The 18,000-nt window shown below is 69.9% G+C and carries 16 protein-coding genes; 9 read left to right on the forward strand and 7 right to left on the reverse strand.

Translation table 11 applies throughout. The features are described 5' to 3' along the window. Nucleotides 1-23: 23 nt before the first annotated feature. Both ACGFK0_RS05420 and ACGFK0_RS05425 read right to left on the reverse strand, forming a co-directional pair. Nucleotides 24-1,442 carry a hypothetical protein gene (locus ACGFK0_RS05420; protein ID WP_392900505.1) on the reverse strand — a complete coding sequence of 473 codons (1,419 nt, stop codon included), beginning with the start codon at nucleotides 1,440-1,442 and terminating at the stop codon, nucleotides 24-26. A gap of 379 nt (nucleotides 1,443-1,821) precedes the next feature. After that, a complete protein-coding gene (locus ACGFK0_RS05425; RefSeq protein ID WP_392900508.1) occupies nucleotides 1,822-2,223 on the reverse strand; it encodes a hypothetical protein in 402 nt (133 codons plus the stop codon). Between the two features lie 300 nt (nucleotides 2,224-2,523). Here ACGFK0_RS05425 and ACGFK0_RS05430 point away from each other — a divergent pair, with 300 nt between their 5' ends. Beyond that, nucleotides 2,524-3,135 (forward strand): prepilin peptidase, encoded by a 612-nt coding sequence (locus ACGFK0_RS05430; RefSeq protein ID WP_392900511.1) that lies wholly within the window; start codon nucleotides 2,524-2,526, stop codon nucleotides 3,133-3,135. Nucleotides 3,136-3,140: 5 nt separating this feature from the next. Here the strand turns inward: ACGFK0_RS05430 and ACGFK0_RS05435 are convergent, their stop codons facing one another. After that, nucleotides 3,141-4,916, reverse strand: a complete 1,776-nt coding sequence (locus ACGFK0_RS05435) for an LCP family protein (RefSeq protein WP_392900514.1) — start codon at nucleotides 4,914-4,916, stop codon at nucleotides 3,141-3,143. Between the two features lie 194 nt (nucleotides 4,917-5,110). On the opposite strand from ACGFK0_RS05435, the gene ACGFK0_RS05440 reads away from it, so the two are divergent. After that, the gene (locus ACGFK0_RS05440) at nucleotides 5,111-5,959 is read left to right on the forward strand and encodes a serine/threonine-protein kinase (protein ID WP_392900517.1); all 849 of its coding nucleotides are present in this window, start codon (nucleotides 5,111-5,113) and stop codon (nucleotides 5,957-5,959) included. Nucleotides 5,960-6,095: 136 nt separating this feature from the next. Here ACGFK0_RS05440 and ACGFK0_RS05445 read toward each other — a convergent pair whose 3' ends face one another. From ACGFK0_RS05445 to ACGFK0_RS05455, 3 genes are read right to left on the reverse strand one after another with little or no spacing between them, the layout of a single operon-like run. Then, on the reverse strand, nucleotides 6,096-7,241 hold the full coding sequence (locus ACGFK0_RS05445; protein ID WP_392900520.1) for an OmpA family protein: 1,146 nt from the start codon (nucleotides 7,239-7,241) through the stop codon (nucleotides 6,096-6,098). 14 nt (nucleotides 7,242-7,255) lie between these two features. Continuing rightward, a complete protein-coding gene (locus tag ACGFK0_RS05450; RefSeq protein WP_392900523.1) occupies nucleotides 7,256-7,813 on the reverse strand; it encodes an OmpA family protein in 558 nt (185 codons plus the stop codon). Between the two features lie 5 nt (nucleotides 7,814-7,818). Continuing rightward, nucleotides 7,819-8,394 (reverse strand): hypothetical protein, encoded by a 576-nt coding sequence (locus ACGFK0_RS05455; RefSeq protein WP_392900526.1) that lies wholly within the window; start codon nucleotides 8,392-8,394, stop codon nucleotides 7,819-7,821. Nucleotides 8,395-8,526: 132 nt separating this feature from the next. Here ACGFK0_RS05455 and ACGFK0_RS05460 point away from each other — a divergent pair, with 132 nt between their 5' ends. The 7 genes from ACGFK0_RS05460 to ACGFK0_RS05490 all read left to right on the forward strand — a co-directional run bounded on the left by ACGFK0_RS05460 (nucleotide 8,527) and on the right by ACGFK0_RS05490 (nucleotide 16,258). Further along, nucleotides 8,527-9,171, forward strand: coding sequence for a DNA-binding protein (locus tag ACGFK0_RS05460; protein WP_392900529.1), 645 nt, complete (start codon nucleotides 8,527-8,529; stop codon nucleotides 9,169-9,171). A gap of 451 nt (nucleotides 9,172-9,622) precedes the next feature. Continuing rightward, nucleotides 9,623-10,453 (forward strand): hypothetical protein, encoded by an 831-nt coding sequence (locus ACGFK0_RS05465; RefSeq protein WP_392900532.1) that lies wholly within the window; start codon nucleotides 9,623-9,625, stop codon nucleotides 10,451-10,453. A gap of 12 nt (nucleotides 10,454-10,465) precedes the next feature. Then, nucleotides 10,466-12,484 carry a fumarate reductase/succinate dehydrogenase flavoprotein subunit gene (locus ACGFK0_RS05470; protein WP_392900534.1) on the forward strand — a complete coding sequence of 673 codons (2,019 nt, stop codon included), beginning with the start codon at nucleotides 10,466-10,468 and terminating at the stop codon, nucleotides 12,482-12,484. Further along, nucleotides 12,481-13,251 (forward strand): succinate dehydrogenase/fumarate reductase iron-sulfur subunit, encoded by a 771-nt coding sequence (locus ACGFK0_RS05475; protein ID WP_392900537.1) that lies wholly within the window; start codon nucleotides 12,481-12,483, stop codon nucleotides 13,249-13,251. The genes ACGFK0_RS05470 and ACGFK0_RS05475 overlap by 4 nt, the downstream gene beginning before the upstream one ends. Nucleotides 13,252-13,582: 331 nt before the next feature. Then, on the forward strand, nucleotides 13,583-14,281 hold the full coding sequence (locus ACGFK0_RS05480; protein WP_392900540.1) for a Crp/Fnr family transcriptional regulator: 699 nt from the start codon (nucleotides 13,583-13,585) through the stop codon (nucleotides 14,279-14,281). 51 nt (nucleotides 14,282-14,332) lie between these two features. Further along, nucleotides 14,333-15,334, forward strand: coding sequence for a LysR family transcriptional regulator (locus ACGFK0_RS05485; protein ID WP_392900543.1), 1,002 nt, complete (start codon nucleotides 14,333-14,335; stop codon nucleotides 15,332-15,334). Nucleotides 15,335-15,445: 111 nt separating this feature from the next. Next, complete coding sequence (locus ACGFK0_RS05490) at nucleotides 15,446-16,258, forward strand: SDR family oxidoreductase (protein ID WP_392900546.1); 813 nt, start codon at nucleotides 15,446-15,448, stop codon at nucleotides 16,256-16,258. An 85-nt stretch (nucleotides 16,259-16,343) separates the two neighbouring features. On the opposite strand, the gene ACGFK0_RS05495 is transcribed toward ACGFK0_RS05490, so the two are convergent. Further along, nucleotides 16,344-17,939 (reverse strand): class I adenylate-forming enzyme family protein, encoded by a 1,596-nt coding sequence (locus tag ACGFK0_RS05495; RefSeq protein WP_392900549.1) that lies wholly within the window; start codon nucleotides 17,937-17,939, stop codon nucleotides 16,344-16,346. Nucleotides 17,940-18,000 lie beyond the last annotated feature (61 nt).

An 18,000-nucleotide genomic window follows, 5' to 3' on the forward strand; every position in this document is an offset into this window, starting at 1 on the left:
GGTGCGGCCGGTGGCCGTGCGCGTCAGTGGCACTCCTCGAAATCCTTCCACTCTCTCGTTCCCCCCGGACCTTCGGCGCCCAGATACTCGGCGTCGGTGACGTCCCTGTTGGAGTTGGAGATGGCGTAGTTGGCGCCCAGTTTGAGGCCCAGCTTGACGTTCGCCCCGTACGAGGCGTCGGACTGGTCGTAGTCGTAGGTCACCTTGGACGTCTTGCCGTTCTCGTACAGCAGTTGCTGCAACGGGTGGGCGCCCTCGCCCGGCGGGTCCGTCGGGGCCATGTCGTCCCAGGTGAGGCTGAGCGCCTGGCCGCCGGGACCGCCGGTGTTGAACGGGTTGAGCAGATACTCGGCCAGGACCGCGCGCTCGGCGTCATTGGTGATCGGCAGAGTGGTGGTGATCGAGGTGGCCTTGCCGTTCACGATGTGGACCTGGGTGAACGAGGCGCTCTTGATCTTGCCGTTCTTGTCCTTGGTGATGGTCATCGCGCCGGTGGCGTTCGCCCTGCCCTGCGCGCCGGGCACCAGGTGGTTCTCGCCGTAGTTGACCTCGCCCGTCAGCATGAAGGTCATGGACGTGTCGCCGGTCTTCTTGTTGTCCTCGTAGATGACCTTCTCGGTGCCGCTGATGCCGACGTAGGCGTTCAAGTTGGGGGTGACCCCGTTGCTGCCGCGGGAGTCGGGGACCTTGTCCTGCCAGGTCTCCTTGCGGTGCCTGCCCTGGTACTCCGGCTTGTCCTTGGGGCCGATGCCGAGGCCGGCGGTGAGCGAGCCGCTGACGTCGAGCTGGCCCTCGTAACGCTCGATTTCCGACTCGGGGATGTCGGGTCCGGCGAACGTGTCGTAGATGTTGCCGCCGATCGAGCCGAGAAGACCGCCGTTCTCCTTCACGGCATCGATGGAGTACTGCTCCTTGATGTCGCTCATGAAAGCGTTGGCGTCGTCCTCGGCGTTCGGGCCCTCGAACACCCAGCCGTCGCCCGCGCCGACCCGGAGTGTGGCGTCCACGCTGGCGTCCGCGCCGACATTGAAGACCTTCCCGGCGTTGATGCCGACGCCGACTCCGGTGCCCACACCGCCGCTGACGCCCTTGACGGCGATGACCTTGATGGTCTTCTTCCCGTCGGGGCCGATCGTGGTGTATTTCAAGAACCCGTAGTCGCGGCCGACCGAGAAGATGGCCACATCGATGGAGCCGCCGTAGCTGTCACTGGACAGGCCGGCCAGGCACTTCGGCTTGAGCGCCAGATCGTGCCGCGACTCGCACTGGCTGTCGTCCGTCGTGAACAACTTGCACAGCGCGTACTCGACATCGGCCCCGAACGTGCCGGGCGAGACGACACTGAACAGTACGCCTAGCATCAGCGCCCCGATGGCGATGAGTGCGGCGTACTCTTTGGCGCTCGCACCGGCGTCAGAACGTCGCTCGCGCGGGAGTTCCACCGCGGCCACCCTTCACCGATAATTCAGTCGAGAAGGTGCGAAGATACGACGCCGGCCGGTGGAGGGGCCAGGGCACGGAGACCTAAATCAAAGGCCCAGTCATTCGGGCTCGAAATCCTCGTGGCATTCGGGGGGCCGGGCTTCTCGGTGGGCCCGGAGACCCAGCGCGGACCCTGCCTGGCCCCGCCGCCCCGACCTGGGCCCACCGGTGCCGGGTCGCTCAGGCGAACCGGGGAGCGGCTCCAAGTGGGCCCTGGGGCCCATGTGCCCCGGGTGGATGGGACATCAAGGTGCGCTGACGCGATGTCGGTTTCGCCGCCCTCGGAATCGTTCTCCTGTGCACGGCCCTGAACTGATCCGCCGACTATCGAGCCGAGCGTCACTTACCGCCGAACGGCAGCTTGCCCTCGGGATATCCGCGCAGTTCCGCCACGGTGTGCAGCCCGCCGTGATCGTCATCGACGATCAGACGCCAACGCCGCGCCGCCGCCTCGATGATCTCCATGGCGATGGCGTCGGCCCGGACGCCCCCCGACATCCGCAGCTCCACCACCCCGTGCGGTGTGACCCCCAGCTTCTCCTCGTACTCCAGCCGGTGCTCCGCCTCGATCTCGGGCACCGAATCGGGATCGACGGTGACCCAGATATGCGCGTCGTCCCGGCGAATATGCCCGTTCACCCATTCGTTGGGACGCCGCTCCCCGCCTAGATCGTCGATCAGGTCGAGAAACGTCTCGGGATCGGGCTGCTCGGCCGAGATCAGCAGAATTGTGGAGCCCACGCCATCACCATATCCAAGTTCTATTGTCGGCTGAATATGGTGCGATCATTTTTCGAAAAGGGTGGCCGGCGCGAGTTCGCAACCCGGCCCACGTCAACTCGGGGGCCTCGAACTGGGTCCCAGGACCCTTGGCTCTACTACGAATCCGCAGGTACAGTCCACGCCGGAGATTGTGCAGCCCGACGTGATCTGTGACGGTCGCACGATCGGCCCATCGGATCGCGACCCGCCGTACGGGTCCGGCCGGGTTATGGTGCCGGAGTCAGTGCCGGATCAAGGCGAGGTTCGATGGTCGGGTTGGTGTTGCTCCCCGTGGGGCTCGTTGTCGGCCTGCTCCTGGCGCCGATGGCGGCACCGTTCGTCGGCGACGTCCCGCGCCGCCGCCGGATCCTGATGGGCCTGGTCACCGCGGCCGTCTACGGCATCCTCGGATGGCGGGTCGGGCCGGAGCCCGTCCTGGTGGCGCTGCTGTACCTCGCGTCGATCGGGACCCTGCTCGGCTTCATCGACGTCGAGGTCAAACGGCTGCCCGACCGCTTCACGCTGCCCTCGTACGGCATCGCGGCGGCGCTGCTGGCCGCGGCCGCCCCCTTCACCGACGATGGCCTGCGGCATTTCCAGCACGCGCTCATCGGGATGGCGCTGCTGTTCGTCCTCTACTTCGTCCAGGCGTTCATAGCCCCCTCCGGCATCGGGATGGGGGACGTGAAGCTCTCCGGAGTCCTCGGCCTCTACCTCGGCTGGTTCGGCCAGGACGCCTGGGTGCTGGGCCTCCTGGCCACCTATTTCTTCGGCGGACTCGTCGCCGTCGGCATCATGATCGTCCGCCGCACCCGGAAGGGCGAGTTCCCGTTCGGCCCCTACATGCTCGCCGGCGCGCTCATCGCCGTTCTCTCGTTCTCCGCTGGCTGAGACGTTCAGTCGCAGAGGTCCTCTCCGGCCTTGACGCCCCCGCCGATCTTGTTGATGGGCGGTGGGGAGAGACGGAGCCCGTTCTCGCCGATGACGAGCCGCACACCGCCCGCGGGGGCCTTGGCGTCGGCAGTCAGCAGAGCGTTGGGGACGTCGCGCGCGAGCGTGGACGCCTGCGCCTCGGCCGGCCCCGCGTACACGATGCGGCTCTCGGGCACCGCCGCCGCCTTCTCGACCTTCTTCGCCACCTTGTAACCGCGCCGTCCAAGCTGCTTCACGACCCGCTTGACCAGCGCGTCCTTACCCCCGGCGGCGACGACGGTGACGTTCACCCCGTCCGGTGAGGGCGGCGCCTGCTTGGCCTGGACGGGTGCGACCGGCTCCGCCGGCAGGTCGTTGTCGTGCCGGAGCGCCTCGAACAGCGGCTTCGCCCGCTCCCGGTTCCACTGGACGCGGTTGGGGTCCGGCGCGTACCGCTCGACCGGGACGGTCACGAACCGCACCTGTCCCGCGCTCATCCCGCGGAGCCCGTCGGCCAGTTTCCGCATCGCCGACAGGTCGAGTTCGTCATCGGTCGTAATCGACTTGGTCGCGGCCTTGAGGAACTTGTACGTCTTCGCAGGATCACCGAGAACGGAATCGGTGGCCTTCTCGACGACCGCGGCCATGAACTTCTGCTGGCGCTCGATCCGCTCAAGGTCGGACCCGTTCCCCAGCGAGTAGCGGGCCCGCACGTAGCCGAGGGCCTGGTCGCCCTTGACGGTCTGCTTGCCCGCCTTCAGATGAAGCTCGGCCCTCGGGTCGTTCACCGGCTTGTCGACGCAGATTTCGACGCCCCCCAGCGCGTCCACCATTCGCTTGAACCCGGAGAAGTCGATCTGCACGAAATGGTCGATGTGGATGCCGGTCAGCGACTCCAGCGTCTTCCACGTGCAGGTGGGGCCAGCGTACGCGAACGCGGAGTTCAGCATTCCGAACCTCGCTGGAACGGTCCCGTCCTTCTCCTTCCTGCACTCGGGGATCTTCACCATCGAGTCGCGCGGGAAGCTGATCCCGACCGCCTGGTCCCGGTTCGGCGACAGATGCAGCAGGATCGCCGTGTCCGACCGCGCCCCCGACATCCCGGCCGTCGCGTACTCCGCGTTGTCGCCCTCCCGGCTGTCGGACCCGAGCAGCAGGATGTTGAGCGACTTGTTCAGCTTCACCGGCCGGTCATCGCCGAGCTGGTCGCTGACGTCCTTCTGCTCGATCCCGCCCATGAGATCGCGGTAGAGCCACGCGGCCCCCGCCCCTCCCAGCAGCATGACGACGGCCAAGCCGAGCGCGGTCCGCCGCAGCACCTTCCGCCGCCGCGACCTCCGCTTCCCTTTCCCGCCGCCCTCGGGCCCGGCGTCACCGTCCTCAGGCCCGGCGTCACCGTCCTCAGGCCCGGCGTCACCGGCCCGCGCCGCATCGACCGACCCGGCACCGTTCCCCGCCCCCCCGACACTGCCACCCCGATCGGACGAGTTCCCGATGGCGGCCTCCTCGCTGCTCCCCGGGCTCGCCCCCGCATCACCGCCCAGCTCCTGCGCGCTTTCACCGTCACCGTCCGGGAAAGCGTTCTCGTCGGTCTGCTGTGGGCTCCCCTTTTCCGGATCCGGGGTGTCACGGTCGGACGGGGGCGTGTCGTCGGCGGCCGGTGATTCGGGGAGAGGGGAGTCCGCCGGGGAGCCGCCGGGAGTGGTGTGGGCGGCCTTGTCCCCCGCGAGATCGTCGCGGCCGGGTTCGTTGTCGCTCATCGGTCCCGTCTCGGCGCGGGCCCCTGTCCAGGGCGCGTGGTTTGCGTGGTTCGTCAGTCTATGAAGGCGGCGGGATCCACGAGGGCGTGCACCTTCACGTATTGGACACGCGACACCCCCAATGTGTTCACATAGAGGCGGAAACTGGACAGCGGGGGCGGTGCCGGCCGGAGGATTTCCGTACGATCGTTGCCGTGAACGCGGGGTGGGTGATCGGTGGTCGGTTCACCATGCTCGACCGGATCGGGATGGGGGGGACGAGCCGTGTGTGGCGAGCGTACGACCACGGGGCGGGGCGCTACTGCGCGGCCAAGCTCGTCCGGGAGCGGGGTCCCACGTCGATGCTGCGGGTCGTCCGCGAACGGGCGCTGCGGCTGGCGCATCCGCATGTGCTGACACCGTACGCGTCATGCATGGCGGACGACGACGTGCTCCTGGCGATGGACCTGGTGAGCGGCGGCTCGCTGGAGACGCTCCTCGGGGACTACGGCCGGCTTCCCCCGGCGTACGCGGCGGAGGTTCTGGACCAGTTGCTGGCCGCCCTGAGTCACATCCACGGGGCGGGCGTCGTGCACAGGGATGTGAAGCCCGCGAACCTGCTACTGGAGCCCAGCCCGGTCGGGGCACCGCATGTCCGGCTGGCGGACTTCGGGATCGCGCTGGGGAACGACGGGATGCGGTTCACCACGACGGGCTTCACCGTGGGCACGCCGGGATACCTGGCGCCCGAGGTGCTCGACTGGAACCGTCCGGGGCCACGGCAGGACCTGTACGCCGCCGGCATGGTCTGCTGGCGGATGCTGACCGGTGCGGGCGACCCCGAACCGCGGCAGCGGGTGGGGGCGCCGCCCGCCGGGGTTCCGCCCAGGCTGTGGGCGGTCGTCGCGCATCTGTGCGCCGCCGACCCGGCCCAGCGTCCCGCGGACGCCGACGCCGCGCGCCGGCCGCTGGCCGCATGCGGCCTCCAGTTGCAGTTCCCCGTCCGCACGCTGGACGGGGAGCGCCTGCAGATCTTCGACCATCTGGGCCCGCCACCGCGCTGACTCGTCGCGCTGGAGCAGCGACCGCGCTGAGCCGCCACCGCGCTGACCCGCCACCGCGCTGACCCGTCGCTCTGCTGAGCCGCCGGCCGGTGCCGGCGGTGGGTGTTGCGCTCGTCGAGCCCGTGGCGGGGCGGGGTCAGGAGTGGGCGGCAGAGATGACCACGCGGCGGTTCTTCGCGCGGCCTTCCGGGTCGTCGGAGCCGTCCGGTCTGGTGTTGGGAGCGGCCGGTTTGGTCTCGCCGTAGCCGGTGGCCTTCAGGCGGGAGCGGTCGATGCCGCCCTTGGTGGCCAGCCAGTCGACGATGGCCTGCGCGCGGCGTTCGGAGAGCGTCCTGTTGGACGCGGGGTCGCCCTTGGAGTCGGTGTGGCCGTCCACCTGGACCGGGGCGCCGGACGGAACCTCCTTGCGGATCGACCGGGCCACCTCGGCGAGCCCGTCGGCGGCGTCGGGCTTGATGCCGGCCTTGCCGAAGTCGAACAGGACGTCCGCTTCGATGTTGTAGGCGATCTTGTCCCCTCCCTTGATGACCTGGCCCGGGCCGGCGACGTACGACTTGAGGGATGCGGACGGGACGCTCACCGAGCGGACGCTGACCGGCGGGACCGACACGGAGGGGACGGAGATGGACGGGATGCATTCCCCCTTGTCGTTGCAGGTGCGCGGACGGTACAGCGCGGGCCGGTAAAGGGATGGCCGGTAGAGCGACGGCCGGTAGACGGAGGGGCGGTACACGGAGGCGACGTACTGCCCCTCTTCGGAGGGCTTGCCCTGACAGACCTCCGCTTGCGCGACCGCCGCCTGGGTGACCGCCGCCTGTGTCACCGCCGGTTCCTCCACCGGCTCGGCATTGATGCTCGCGCCCTGGACGCCGGGGATCCGCGCCGCCGGGATGGCCGTGCCCGGGATCGACGTCCCCGGGATGGAGACCGCGCCGAGGCAGCCGCCGGGAGCCGGCTTGCGCTCGACGCACTGCGCCGGGATGTGGTCGGCCGGGATGTCGACGCCCGGGATCGTCACGGCCGGGATCTTCTGGCCGCCGACCGTCGCTGCGGGGATGTGCACGGGGTCGGCGTGGACGGCGGGGATGTCGACGGCCTCGATCAGTCGGCCGCCGTTCGGGCAACTCGTCGGCTCAGGCCCGGGGGAGGGCGGTGGCGTGGAGACCTGCGCGGTGCCCGTGGACGCGCCGCCCGCCGTGTTCTTCGGATCGCCACCGTCCCCGAGGCCGCACGCGGAGACGGCCAGGCCGGCCGCCACCGCCGCGACGAGGATTCGTGACACGCGCTTCACGTTGGTCAGCCCTTTTCGTAGGTGATGTCGACCCGGCGGTTCTTCGCGCGGCCTGCGGGGTCGTCCTTGCCGCCCTTCTGGTTGTCCGCGACGGGTTCGGTCTCGCCGCGGCCCTCGGCCTCGATGCGCGGGCCGGCCCCCTTCAGAGCGCGCTGCAGCCCGGCCTTGACCGCCTCGGCGCGCTGCTTCGAGAGGGTCATGTTGTAGTCGTCGGAACCGACCGAGTCGGTGTGGCCGGACACCTGGACGGTGCCGCTGACGTCGCGCAACCGTTTCGCGAGTTCGGTGACGCGCCGTTCGGCGGCGTCGGTGAGGGTCGCCTTGCCGAAGTCGAACAGGACGTCCGCCGAAATGCGCACGGTGACGTGCCGGCCGTCCTCCTCCTCGGTCTCCAGCGGGATGACCGCCTTGGCCAGGTCGATGTCGCGCACGGACTTGGCCGTATCGACGGTGCGCACGGACTTGGCGATGTTGGAGTCGGGGACGTCCGGGGCCGCTCCGGCCACCGCCGGGACGGCGAGCACCAGGCCGAGGACGCCGGCGACGAGGATCGTTCGCCGCATACCGGTCACCGCTCGACCGGGATGTTGCGGAAGGTGGGCCATGAACCGATCTGCACGTCCACGGACTTCACGTTCTCCGGCGGGGCGGCGAAGTTGAAGAAGAAGCTGCCGGTCTGGTTGTTGGCGATGTGGGTGAAGATGTCGTCGGTCTCCATCTCGTCGCCGCTGGAGTCCTTCACGACCACGTACCGCTTGAGGTTCACCGGGTCGATCAGCGAGGTGCCGAGAGCGTTCCTGCCGTTCAGTTCGTACGGGTTGGGATTGTCCTCGCCGCCGGGCGGGATGTGCGGGGTGAACTGCGCGGTGAGGGTCGCCAGCCTGCCCCTGACCTTGATGCCCATGATCGCGATGTCGACCTTGGCCCCGGCCGCGATCGGGGAGTCGAAGGTGGCCTTGGTCACCGGCTCGCCGGCGGCGTCGAAGCCGGGTTTGCCGCCCTCGACGGTCTCGTCCGCCTTACTTTCGGCCTGCCCTCCGGCGGACGTGGAGTCGGAGCCGCCCTCCAGCACGGAGCAGCCGGTCAGCCCGGTGACGAGCAGTGCCGCGGCCGCGGCGGTCGCCAGGCGATGGGAGAGGCGCATGTTCGGTCCTTCCTGGTTTGTCGCATATGCAAACGTTATCTTCCGTGGCACCATGGCAGTGACCACCGCAACGTGTGTGCGTTCGCGAATATAGTGTTTGCACTTGTGAATCGTCAAGGGGGTTGATGAAGGTTGGCCGTCGCCGAGGACACCGTGGTCCGGAACCGCGCGCTGCAGACCGAGTGGTACGGCGAGCCGCTCGGCGACCGCGTCCGCCCGCTCCTCGACCGGCTCGCGCTCTCGCAGTCCGGTCTGGCAGGCGTGCTCGGCCTGTCCGCGCCGATGCTCTCCCAGTTGATGTCCGGCCAGCGGGCGAAGATCAGCAACCCTGCCGTGCTGCACCGGCTGATGGCGGTCGAAGAGCTGGTCGCCGGGCCCGCGTTCGGCGCGATGACCGCCGCCGAGATCAAGGAGCGCCTGGAGGAGATCCGTGGCGAGTCCGCGGCCACCACCACCGGGCTGCGACTCACCACTCCCGAGCGCGTCCCGTCCGGTCCCGGCACCGGCGAGCACCCCCCGGCCTCCGGCGAGCGTCCCCGCGCCTCCGGCGAGGGGGCGGCGGGCGACCCTGCCGCGGGCGCCCGGAGGCCCGCCGAGTCGGCCCGGCTCGTCCAGACCGTCCTGCGGGAGGTCGCCTCCGCGGCCGAGATCGAGGCCGCCGCCGCGCTGATCGCCGAGCGCTACCCGGATCTCGCGGAGGTGCTGCGCGTGTACGGCAACGGCCGTGCGAGCGAGGCCGAGGCCCACTTCGTCCGGACGATCCTCGGCCAGGTGTAGTCCCGGACGCCCGCTCCACACGATCCGTGACCGGAGCTCGCCGGTCGGGATGGTGGTGATCGGCGGTAGGGGGCGGTCATGCCGCAGTGCACTCGTCTCGATTCCGCTGGGCCATAACAACTGGTTATGGATGGCGGACGGTGCCACCGGGCGGTCCGGGGGCTAAAGTCTGTGGTCAGGCTCACATGCGGGTCTTGCTGTTGTGTATGTCACAGCTGCTTGAAGGTGGCGTAGGGTCGCTTCGCTAGAAGCGCACACGAGGCGTCACCGCCCGCATGCGGCACGGCTTCCGGCCGCCGGTGGGTGGCCCGGGCCGGACGCATGGCCATCGGCTCTGGCGCATGGGCCGGCGGCTCACGCGCATGAGGTCGGCGGTCGGGCGCGACGGCCGAACGAGTGCGCTCAGACCGTGGTACGGGGCCACGACGACCCGAGCTCAGGAGAGCGATCGATGAGCACTGTGGAGGCGCCGGCGAAATCGCGCGCCCAGTTCAAGGAACGTACGCTCCGCAAGGACAACTGGCGCCTGTATCCGGTGTCGATCTTCGTGATCTTCACCGCGTGGGTGGTGTACGCGACCGTCCGGGCCTTCTGGGGGGCCGCGTTCTACGTGCCGGAGTTCCACTATCTGACGCCGTTCTACTCGCCGTGCCTGAACGAGATCTGCAACAACGTCACGGTGAACGGCCACACCGGCAGCGCCGCGGAGTTCGGGACGTTCCTCCCGGCGGGCACCCGAGGCTGGATCCCGTTCGCGGCGATCTCGCTGCCCTTCCTGCTGCTGTTCCGGCTGACCTGCTACTACTACCGCAAGGCGTACTACCGCTCGTTCTGGGCGTCGCCGTCCGCCTGCGCCGTGCGGGAGCCGCACAGCAAGTACACCGGTGAGCGGCGCTTCCCGCTGATCGGGCAGAACCTGCACCGCTACTTCTTCATGGCGGCCGTGCTGATCTCCCTCATCAACACCTACGACGCGATCCTCGCCTTCCACGGCAAGGACGGCGGGTTCGGCATCGGGCTCGGCACGCTCATCCTGGTCGGGAACGTGATCCTGCTCTGGATGTACACCCTGTCGTGCCACTCGTGCCGGCACATCGTCGGCGGGCGGCTGAAGAACTTCTCCAAGCACCCGTTCCGGTACCGGATGTGGGGCTGGGTGTCCAAGATGAACGAGCGGCACGGCACCTACGCGCTGATCACCCTGGGCTCGCTGGTGGTGGCCGACCTCTACGTGATGCTGGTCGCCAGCGAGACCATCTCCGACCTGCGTATCTTCAACTGAGGCCAAGGAATCATGACTGAGATCGAGAGGCACTCGTACGACGTCGTGGTGATCGGCGCCGGCGGTGCCGGGCTGCGCGCGGCGATCGAGGCGCGCCTCCAGGGCAAGAAGACCGCGATCATCTCCAAGTCGCTGTTCGGCAAGGCGCACACGGTGATGGCCGAGGGCGGCGCCGCGGCCGCGATGGGCAACGTGAACTCCAACGACAACTGGATGGTTCACTTCCGCGACACGATGCGCGGCGGCAAGTTCATGAACAGCTGGCGGATGGCCGAGCTGCACGCCAAGGAGTCTCCGGACCGGGTGTGGGAGCTGGAGCTGTGGGGCGCGCTGTTCGACCGCACCAAGGACGGCAAGATCAGCCAGCGCAACTTCGGCGGGCACGAGTATCCGCGGCTGGCGCATGTCGGCGACCGGACGGGCCTGGAGCTGATCCGCACCGCCCAGCAGAAGATCGTCGCCCTCCAGCAGGAGGACCACGCCGAGCACGGCGACTACGAGGCCAACCTCAAGGTGTGGGCCGAGACGACGGTCACCCGCCTGCTGAAGGACGACGACGGCAAGATCTGCGGCGCGTTCGGCTACGTCCGCGAGACCGGCAAGTTCGTCGTGTTCGAGGCGCCCGCCGTGGTGCTGGCGACCGGCGGCATCGGCAAGGCGTTCAAGGTCACGTCCAACTCGTGGGAGTACACCGGGGACGGCCACGCGCTGGCCCTGCTGGCGGGCGGGACGCTGCTGAACATGGAGTTCGTGCAGTTCCACCCGACCGGCATGGTCTGGCCGCCGTCCGTCAAGGGCATCCTGGTGACCGAGTCGGTGCGCGGTGACCGCGGCGTCCTGCGGAACTCCGAGGGCAAGCGGTTCATGTTCGACTACATCCCCGAGGTGTTCAAGGACCAGTACGCCACCACCGAGGAGGAGGGTGACCGCTGGTACGACGACCCCGCGAACAACAAGCGCCCCCCCGAGCTCCTGCCGCGTGACGAGGTGGCCCGCGCGATCAACTCGGAGGTGAAGGCCGGGCGGGGTTCGCCGCACGGCGGGGTGTTCCTCACCGTCGTCGACCGGATGCCGGGCGGCGCCGCCGAGATCGTCAAGCGGCTCCCGTCGATGTACCACCAGTTCAAGGAGCTGGCGGACGTCGACATCACCAAGGAGGCGATGGAGGTCGGCCCGACCTGCCACTACGTGATGGGCGGCGTGGAGGTCGACCCCGACACGGGGGCGGCGCTGGTGCCGGGGCTGTTCGCCGCGGGCGAGGTCTCCGGCGGCATGCACGGCTCGAACCGGCTCGGCGGCAACTCGCTGTCGGACCTGCTGGTGTTCGGCCGGCGGGCGGGGCTCGGCGCGGCCGAGTACGTGGACGGGCTGCCGGCGCGTCCCGCCGCCTCCGACGCCGAGATCGAGGCGGCCGCGGCGGAGGCGCTCGCGCCGTTCGAGCGGGAGGGCGGCGAGAACCCCTACGCCGTCCACGCCGAGCTCCAGCAGACGATGAACGAGCTGGTCGGCATCATCCGCAAGGAAGAGGAGCTGAAGCAGGCGCTCGAGGCGCTCGGCAAGCTCCGTGAGCGGGTCGCGAACGTCAGCGTCGACCCCGTCGCGGTGAACGACGGGCGCGGCTACCACCCGGGCTGGCACCTCGCGCTGGACCTGCGCAACATGCTCCTGGTGTCGGAGGCGGTCGCCAAGGCGGCGCTGGAGCGGCAGGAGAGCCGCGGCGGCCACACCCGCGACGACTACCCGCAGATGTCGGCGGACTGGCGGAAGGTCAACCTGGTCTGCTCGCTGGCCGGCGACCCGTCCTCCCCGCACGTCGAGCTGAAGCGGCAGCCGATGATGCCGATGCGCGACGACCTGCTCGAACTGTTCGAGAACGACGAACTGAAGAAGTACCTGACCGCCGAGGAGCTGCCGGCCGCCCTGGCCGATGAGGTCAAGACGGAGGAGGCGGAGGCCGCGGCCGGGTCCGGCGCGACCGCCGCGACCGCCGCGGACGCCACCGAGGAGAAGGACGAGGAGGGCGACCGATGAGCTATGAGGCCAAGTTCAAGGTCTGGCGCGGTGACGACGGCGACGGGGAACTCGTCGACTACACCGTCGAGGTGAACGAGGGCGAGGTCGTCCTCGACATCATCCACCGGCTGCAGGCCACGCAGGCCCCCGACCTCGCCGTCCGGTGGAACTGCAAGGCGGGCAAGTGCGGCTCGTGCTCCGCGGAGATCAACGGCAGGCCGCGGCTGCTGTGCATGACCCGGATGTCGACGTTCGACCCGGACGAGACGGTCACGGTCACGCCGGTCCTGACGTTCCCGGTCATCCGCGACCTGGTCACGGACGTGTCGTACAACTACCAGAAGGCGCGGGAGATCCCGTCGTTCGACCCGGGCGATGTCAAGCCCGGTGAGCTGCGCATGCAGCAGGTGGACGTGGAGCGTTCGCAGGAGTTCCGCAAGTGCATCGAGTGCTTCCTGTGCCAGGACGTCTGCCACGTCATCCGTGACCACGACGAGAACAAGGAGAACTACGCCGGCCCGCGTTTCCTGATGCGGATCAGCGAGCTGGAGATGCACCCGGCGGACGTGGCCGACCGGCGCAACATCGCGCAGGACGACCATGGCCTCGGCTTCTGCAACATCACCAAGTGCTGCACCGAGGTCTGCCCCGAGCACATCAAGATCACCGACAACGCCCTGATTCCGATGAAGGAGCGGGTCGCGGGCCGCAAGTACGACCCGGTGGTGTGGCTCGGCAGCAAGCTCGGCATCGTCAAGAAGGGCCAGGACACCCCGTCTGCCTGACGGGCTCCCGGCCCCGGCCGGCCCCGGCGCTTTCGTGAACGTCCCCCACCGCCCCGCGCGGTGGGGGACGTTCACGTTCCGCCGTGGAAACGGCGCTCTGGCAAGCGGCGCTCCCCGAACACGGCGGGCGGCGTGCCCCCGGACCGCCGCCCGCCGTTCCGCCGTTCCCATGAACGCCGTGGACGCTGGACGGCCTGCCGACCGCACACGCCGCGACCAACACTCATGCACTCCCCGCCATGCGAACAGGGAATAGTGCACACAACGCGTGATGGATTCGTGATTGTTTCCCGGGGCCCCGTAAAGCCCGGGGCCCTTTAGCGTGGTGGACATGAGCGCCCTCGAACAGGGTTCGTTCCTTGCCGATCTCACCCCGGCGGAACGTGCGGACCTGGAGTCCCGTGGCCGCGTCCGCGACTTCGAACGGGGGGACACGCTCTTCGTCGAAGGGGAGCAGCCCGGCTGGGTCGCCGTCCTGCTGAAGGGCCGGGTCAAGGCGTTCTCCTACCGCGAGCAGGGCGGTGAGGCGCTGCTGGCGGTGCGCGGGCCGGGGGCGCTCCTCGGGGAGGTCGCCGCGATCGACGGGCTGCCGCGCTCGGCGTCGGTCGCCGCCCTCGAACCGGTGCGGGCGATCGCGGTCACGGCGGACGAGTTCATGGCGTTCCTGCAGGCCCACGGCCGCGTCTCCATCATCATCATGCGGATGCTGTGCCAGCGCTGGCGTGACGCCGACCGCAAACGCGCCGAGTTCGGCATGTTCGACGCCACCGGCCGCGTCGCGCAGCGCCTCGTCGAGCTGGCCGAGCGGTTCGGGGTGCCGTACGACCGCCGGACGGGCACGGGGGAGGAGAGCCAGAGCGTCCGCATCACGCTGAACCTGTCGCAGGAGGAGCTGGCCGGCTGGGTCGGCGCGTCCCGTGAGGCGGTCAGCAAGGCGCTGCGGACGTTGCGTGCGCACGGCTGGATCGAGACGGGACGGCGGCGCCTGATCGTCCACGACCTGCAGGCTCTCCGCCGCCACGCCCGCTGACCGGGCGGGCGCGTGCGAGCGCGCAGAACGGTGATGCGTACCCTGTGCAGGATGCAGTTGCAGCAGCTCGCCTACTTCGTCGCGGTCGCGGAGGTACGCCACTTCACGCAGGCCGCCGAGATTCTGCGGGTGGCGCAGCCTTCGCTGTCGAAGCAGATCCGCGCGCTGGAAGCGGAGCTGAACGTCTCCCTGTTCAGCCGCGCCCGGGGGAACATCACCATGACACCCGCGGGTGAGGCCCTGCTGCCACTGGCCAAACGCATACTGGCCGACGTCGACACCGCCCGCCTGGAAGTGCAGGAGCTCGCCGGGCTCAGACGCGGCCGGGTACGGCTCGGCGCTACACCGTCCCTCTGCGCCGGCCTGCTGGCGGACGTCCTGCGCCGCTTCCACGACGCGTACCCGGGGATTCAGCTCCTCGTCGAAGAAGGCGGCTCGCGCGACCTCGTCCGGGAGCTGACCCGCGGCTCCCTGGACATGGCCCTGGTCATCCTCCCGCTTCAGGGCGACCCGCCGCTGGACACGACCCCGATACTGCGCGAGTTCCTGGTGGTGGCCTCCCCGACGGGCGCCGACCCGGCCGTCCCGGAGGGTTCCCTGAAGCCGGCGAAGCTGCCGCGCCGTTCGTACCTGCGCATCGAGGACCTGCGGAACCGCCCGCTGGTGATGTTCCGTCCCGGCTACGACCTGCGTGAGGCGACCATCAGCGCATGCCGGGCCGCCGGGTTCGAGCCCAGGTTCGCGGTCGAGGGCGGCGAAATGGACGCCGTCCTGCGCTTCGTCGAGGTCGGTCTCGGCATCGCGGTCGTCCCGAGCATGGTTCTCGCAGGACGGCCCGGCCTGCGCGGAACCCCGCTCGTCCTGGCCGACGACGAGGCGCGCCGCGGCCGCCACGGCCCCGGCCTGCTCCGCACGATCGCCCTCGCCCACCGCAAGGACGTCGAACTGACCCACGCCGCCCGCGCCTTCCAGGACACCTTGGAGACCTTCCTCGTGGAAGCGGGCCTGGCCGGCAACCTCCCGCCCGGCGTGGAGACCCTCGTCCACGACTGATTCCGCGGCGGCCGCGCCGGCGATGTCACGTTCCAGGCGTCCCGGGAGTCGTGAGGGCACATGCGGAAACAAGCTCATGCGGCTTTCGGGCCGGGCGCGTTTGGAGGAGTCATGGCATCACCCATCCTGGTCACCGGCGGTACGGGCACGCTCGGGCGGCACGTCGTCCCGCTGCTGCGCGAGGCCGGACGTGACGTGCGGGTGCTCAGCCGGCGCGGTCGTGAGCCCGCGGACGGTGTCGAGTACGTGACCGGTGATCTGCTCAAGAACGAGGGGATCGAGGAGGCGATCGGGGGCGCCGGGATCGTCGTCCATCTCGCGGGCGGCGCCAAGGGCGATGACGAGGCCGCCCGGAACCTGGTGCGGGCCGCGGCGCGGGCGGACGTGAAGCACCTGGTGTTCATCTCGGTGATCGGCTCCGACAGGGTCCCGCTGTCCTGGCTCAGGACGCAGTCGGACGCGGAGCAGGCCGTGATCGACTCGGGCGTGCCGTGGACGATCCTGCGTGCCGCCCAGTTCCATGACCTCGTCCTGAAGGCCGTGCAGAGCATGGCGAAGTTCCCGGTCGTCCCGAACCCGGGCGGTCTGCGGTTCCAGCCGGTCGACGCGCGCGACGTCGCCGCGCGGATCGCGGGACTGGCGCTCGGTGAGCCGGCCGGGCGGGTCCCCGACCTCGCCGGCCCGAAGGTCTACGGGATGGACGAGCTGGTCCGCGGATACCTCGGGGCGCGCGGCAGGCGCCGCCCGATGGTGCCCGTCCGCATACCGGGAAAGGCCGGTCGCGCCTACCGCGCCGGTGACAACCTGGCCCTGGACGGCGCCGACCACGGGACCCGGACCTGGGAGGACTTCCTGGACGAGCGGCTCGGGCAGGCGGGGAGTACACGAGCGCCGGCCCACAGCCTGTCGCCCGGCAGCGGCTGAACCCCACCCGCTCATCGAGCCCCGGTCGTGGCCGGGGCTCGTTCACGTCCGGGAACGCCCGTCCACCGCCTGAGGGGGGCGCGCGTTAGGAGATCTCGGTCTCGACCTGCCTGCGCAGCACCTTGCCGGTCGCGTTCCGGGGAAGCGGGTCGGTCGTCACATGCCAGCGTGACGGGACCTTGAAGTAGGCGAGCCGTTCCTGGGCGTACGCCGTCAGCTCCTCGGCGGAGGGCGGCGTGCCCGCGAACACGGCGACCGCCGCGACCTCCTGGCCCAGATCCGGGTGGGCGACGCCGACGACGGCGCATTCCCGGAGCCCCGGATACTCGGCGAGGACGTTCTCGATCTCGATCGGGTAGATGTTCTCGCCGCCGCGGATGATCAGGTCGGAGCGGCGGGTGGTGAGCCGCAGCCGCCCCTGCTCCATGACGCCGATGTCGCCGGTGTGCAGCCAGCGGTCGCCGATGGTGCGGGCGGTGGCCTCGGGGTCCCGCCAGTAGCCCGTCATGTTGTAGGCGCTGCGGGCGCACACCTCGCCCTCGACGCCCTCCGGGACCGGCCTGCCCTCGGGGTCGCGGATCTCCACCTGGACGCCGAGGTTGGGGCGGCCGAGCGTCCCCGGCGCCTCGGCGAGGTCCATGGGGGTGGCGACGGAGATGGCGGTGCACGACTCCGTCAGCCCGTAGCTGTCGACGAGGGCGCCGCGCGCGGGCGGGAACACCGACCGGAGCCGCTCCTTGAACGCGGGCGACGACGGCGCGGAGGCCAGCGCGAACGCGGTGAGGGACGACACGTCGTACTTCGCCAGGTCGCCGTGCTCCATGATGCGGTTCGCCATCGTCGGGACGGCGCCCCAGTTCGTCACCCGTTCCCTCTCGACCAGGGTGAGCACCTTGTCCACGTCGAACGCGCCCTCGGTCATGATCACGGCGGTGCCGGTGGCGAGCCGCGGGACGGCCAGGTTGTGCAGGGACGCGATGTGGAACAGCGGCAGCGCGAGCAGGTACCGGCGCGTCGACGGATCGATGCCGAACATCTCCATCATCGCGTCGTTGAACCGGTGGTACTCGATCACCGAGGTCAGGTTGCGGTGGGAGTGGACGGCGCCCTTGGGGCGTCCCGACGTGCCGCTCGTGTAGAGGATGACCGCCGGGTCGTCCTCGGCGACGTCCGGGATGTCCAGTTCGGCGCCCGGGTAGCGCCCCATCAGGGACGGGACGTCCTTCTCGGCCGTCAGCACGTCCTCGGAGATCAGCGCGGCCCGCCTCTCGTCCGCGATGACGATCTTCGGGTCGGTGTGGCCGAGCGCGTACTCGATCTCCTGCGGCGCCCACCAGGCGTTGTAGCCGACCGGGACGGCCCCGGCCGCGACCGCCGCCCAGAACGACACGATCCATTCGGGGGAGTTCGCCGCGTTGATCGCGATGCGGTCGCCGGGCCGCACGCCCAGGTCGTCCCGCAGCGCCTTCGCCATGGACGCGGCGGCGGCGGCGTGCCCGGTGAAGCTCATGCGGCGGGACGCGGTGACGATGTAGTCGCGGTCGCCGTGGGACGCCGAGCGGGCGAGCACCTCGCCGAGGCTGCGGGCGCGGTTGGCGAACACGGGAAGCCGGGTGCCCAGCACGTTCTCCTCCCGCAACTCGAAGTCGCCGCCCGGGCCGGTGAGCTTCTCGATGTCCATCGAACCCCTCCTCGTCGCCGACGGCCCATTCTCCGCGGCCCATCGAGGGCGCCACCAGCAC

It is taken from the genome of Spirillospora sp. NPDC048823 (genome assembly GCF_043198445.1).
In the GTDB taxonomy this organism is placed as follows: domain Bacteria; phylum Actinomycetota; class Actinomycetes; order Streptosporangiales; family Streptosporangiaceae; genus Spirillospora.

Coding starts and splice junctions, on each gene's coding strand:
- ACGFK0_RS05495 (WP_392900549.1), bottom strand. CDS start 17,939: ATGGACATCGAGAAGCTCACCGGCCCGGGCGGCGACTTCGAGTTGCGG.
- ACGFK0_RS05485 (WP_392900543.1), top strand. CDS start 14,333: ATGCAGTTGCAGCAGCTCGCCTACTTCGTCGCGGTCGCGGAGGTACGC.
- ACGFK0_RS05490 (WP_392900546.1), top strand. CDS start 15,446: ATGGCATCACCCATCCTGGTCACCGGCGGTACGGGCACGCTCGGGCGG.
- ACGFK0_RS05450 (WP_392900523.1), bottom strand. CDS start 7,813: ATGCGGCGAACGATCCTCGTCGCCGGCGTCCTCGGCCTGGTGCTCGCC.
- ACGFK0_RS05435 (WP_392900514.1), bottom strand. CDS start 4,916: ATGAGCGACAACGAACCCGGCCGCGACGATCTCGCGGGGGACAAGGCC.
- ACGFK0_RS05455 (WP_392900526.1), bottom strand. CDS start 8,394: ATGCGCCTCTCCCATCGCCTGGCGACCGCCGCGGCCGCGGCACTGCTC.
- ACGFK0_RS05480 (WP_392900540.1), top strand. CDS start 13,583: ATGAGCGCCCTCGAACAGGGTTCGTTCCTTGCCGATCTCACCCCGGCG.
- ACGFK0_RS05470 (WP_392900534.1), top strand. CDS start 10,466: ATGACTGAGATCGAGAGGCACTCGTACGACGTCGTGGTGATCGGCGCC.
- ACGFK0_RS05465 (WP_392900532.1), top strand. CDS start 9,623: ATGAGCACTGTGGAGGCGCCGGCGAAATCGCGCGCCCAGTTCAAGGAA.
- ACGFK0_RS05475 (WP_392900537.1), top strand. CDS start 12,481: ATGAGCTATGAGGCCAAGTTCAAGGTCTGGCGCGGTGACGACGGCGAC.